The organism is candidate division KSB1 bacterium (assembly GCA_022562085.1).
Lineage (GTDB): Bacteria > Zhuqueibacterota > Zhuqueibacteria > Oceanimicrobiales > Oceanimicrobiaceae > Oceanimicrobium.
This window is the reverse complement of sequence record JADFPY010000445.1, coordinates 1-2972: the sequence shown is the minus strand read 5'-3', so window position 1 is coordinate 2972 and position 2972 is coordinate 1. Positions and strand designations below refer to the sequence as shown.

The following is a 2972-nucleotide window of genomic DNA, read 5'->3' as shown; positions in this document are numbered from 1 at the left end:
GGGCCAAGCGCTCCAGGTTTTCACCGGCAATGGCTTCGATTTCATTATTACATTCCGCTTCAAAAATTAGGTCCTAACTAATACTTTCTCGGTGCGTCTTTGGCTCAGCAGCTGTCCATTGGCCTCTCTGCCTGCCAAAGACAAACCTTCGGTTATTCCCGTTCCAAGTTACCGAAGGCGGCCCCGCCCCGGGCTAGCAGTTGAAAATCAGAAAGCCACCGGCCTTGGGCTCGGTGGCTTTTCTTTCTACCCAAGAACGTCAAAACCCCCTATTCACACTTTTACAGAAGTGTGCATTTTTGAGTTGCCTTGACAGGGATTTTTTCTATTTTAGAATAAAAAGTGAATAGGTGATTTATGGGAAAATCACCACTCCCCAGCCTCTGCCTCATTATTCGGCCCTAATTTTCCCTCCACCGATTTCAACAAGGCCTTCGAATAATATAACTGTCCGGCTTTAATGACCACGTGAACCTTGCGTGTATTCTTAATATCCTCCAACGGATTTCCCTTTACGACAAAAAGATCGGCGAATTTTCCCGGGGCAATCGAGCCGAGCTTTTCACTGACGTTCAGCGCGCGGGCGCCATTCAGAGTGGCGATTTTTATGGCAGCTGCCGGAGGAATACCCGCTGAAACCAGAATTTCGAGTTCGCGATGTGCGGAGAATCCGGCCAAATATTCACCCGAGCTTGGATGATCGGTGCCAAGAGTAATCAGGTTGCCGCCGCCCGCCTCATAAAATGCTTTGACAGTTTTTTGCTTAACCCAAAAGATTTTTTCAAATTGCGCGAATTGTCTTCTTTCCGGTCTGTTTTTGACCTGTTCGCGAACAAAAGGCGTAAAATAAATTTTCTCATCTGTCCAGTAGTCGTACCCTTTTTCCCGTTTACCATAATATCCGTAAGCGGTAATCGTCGCATCAAAAAAAACGCCACGGTCGATGAATAATTTCACATTCTTTTTGAATAAGGGTGCATTGGTTTCTACATTTTCAAGACTTGCATAGGCGGGTCTGCCCGACGAAGCCTCACCGCCCCATAAAAAATGTTCCACCCGGTCAATTCCCAGCAAAATCGCATCCTGCGGATTGATAGTATCTTTGAACCCCGAGTCCAGATGACCGGTTACAGTCAAGCCGTGTAAATGCGCCCGTTCGATGAGCGCCTTTAAATGGCGCCGGTTAATTCTTTTGGCTTTGAAACCTGCCGCACCCAATTCCGCCCAGCGATCAACTTCGGCATAAATCTCCTCAATTGTTGTTTCAGGATTCCAGCCGGGACGGGCGGGACCGAAATAAGGCCCGGAGTTAAAAATACGCGGGCCGATTTTTTCGCCGCGATTGATCTGCTTGCGAAGCTCCATCATCTCGTCGGGGAGAAACTCACCGGCCGGAAAAGTTGAAGTCACCCCATTTGCCAGAAAAACCACCGGATTGACTGTAAATTCTTCGCGCCGCTTTCGACCGAATAAATTAACATTATAATGGGCATGCAAGTCAAACATCCCGGGGAGAACATAGTCGTTGGTATCAAGTTCAATGACTTGAGCCCCGGTGAGCAGGATACCTTCTAACCCTTTGCCAACGCTAAGAAAGGTGCCGCCCCTGATAACGATTGCATCATTCTCAATAAATTTTTCACTCTCTGAGTCAAAGACCCAGCCACCGCGCAGGATGATTTCGTGCGCTTCAGCAGAGATACTAAAAATAACCAGGCTGGTAAATATCCAGGTTAAACAAATTTGTTTTCTAAGTTTTTTCATAGAAAATCCGTATTAAATTAAAGTTCCAAGACCACCTTTGTACAACCATCTTCTTTTTTATCAAAAATTCTGTACCCTTCAACGCCTTTCTCAAGCGACATCCGGTGGGAGATAATTGAAACCAGATCATATTTCTTGCTCTGCACAACCGGCAGCAATCGTTCCATATAATGCCGTGCCGGACAGCGGCCATTTTTATAAGTGATGTTCTTATCGTAAGCCTCCACCGGGGAAAAAGCCATGCTATTTTCCGTGTGAACGCCGACAGTGGAGATGATTCCTCCCGGGCGGATTAAGTCGACTGCTGCTCGTCCGGCTGCGGGACTGCCAACGACTTCAAGAACCGCATCGGCACCACGGCCGTCGGTGGCATTTTTCAGAACTTCGACCGGCTTGTCTTTTTGAAAATTGATTGGAATAGCGCCAAATTTTTCGGCCAGTGCTAAACGTTCGGGAATGGCATCAATGGCGAATATTTGTTGAGCGCCTAAGTCCCGCGCACCGATGATCGCCATCAAGCCGACCGGACCACAACCGATGACCGCATAAACCCCATCGGGTTCAATTTCAGCATTATCGGCGCAAAAGTAGCCGGTTGAAAAGATGTCGCCAAGCAACAGACCTTCTTCAGGAAGTACTCCTTCGGGAACCTTCAGTAAAGATGAATCAGCAAGCGGCACGCGCACAAACTCTGCCTGGCCACCCTGCAGCCCTTTGCCCTGTTCAATCCAACCAAAAAGCTCCCCATGAATACAGCGGGCAGTCAATCCTTTTAGACAATAAAAGCAGCGGCCGCAATTAGTTGTGAAAGGACAAAAAACGAAGTCGCTCTTCTTAATCCTGTTAACACTTTTGCCGACATCGACAACCTCGCCGACGAATTCGTGTCCCATTGCGGTACCGTGGTCGAGACCTTTCTCGCGTTCATGATATGGATGGAGATCCGAGCCGCAAATTCCGGCCAGATGAACTTTAACGATCACATCTGTGGCTTGCTCAATTCCAGGATCCGGAACTGATTCGTACTTTATGATTTCTTTTCCGTGGAAGGTTAATGCTTTCATAATTCTCTAAACCTTGCAGGTTTTGAAAACCTGCAAGGTTTACTCTAAGGTTACGATTCAATTTATTGTTTGAAAATCTCATTTCGCAAAATAACGAACCCAAAGCTGGAATTCAAGGCAAAAATCGTAAGGTGACCCGAAACA

At 47.2% G+C, this 2972-nt stretch carries 2 protein-coding genes; both read right to left on the bottom strand.

Annotated features, from left to right (window positions below; all coding sequences use genetic code 11):
* Positions 1-366: 366 nt before the first annotated feature.
* Complete coding sequence (locus tag IH879_21990) at positions 367-1764, bottom strand: amidohydrolase family protein (protein ID MCH7677598.1); 1398 nt, start codon at positions 1762-1764, stop codon at positions 367-369.
* A 17-nt stretch (positions 1765-1781) separates the two neighbouring features.
* The gene (locus tag IH879_21985; GenBank protein MCH7677597.1) at positions 1782-2828 is read right to left on the bottom strand and encodes an alcohol dehydrogenase catalytic domain-containing protein; all 1047 of its coding nucleotides are present in this window, start codon (positions 2826-2828) and stop codon (positions 1782-1784) included.
* Positions 2829-2972 lie beyond the last annotated feature (144 nt).

What these genes read in the sequence shown, in the direction of transcription:
- IH879_21990 (MCH7677598.1), bottom strand. Translation starts at nt 1,764, where the DNA reads ATGAAAAAACTTAGAAAACAAATTTGTTTAACCTGGATATTTACCAGC.
- IH879_21985 (MCH7677597.1), bottom strand. Translation starts at nt 2,828, where the DNA reads ATGAAAGCATTAACCTTCCACGGAAAAGAAATCATAAAGTACGAATCA.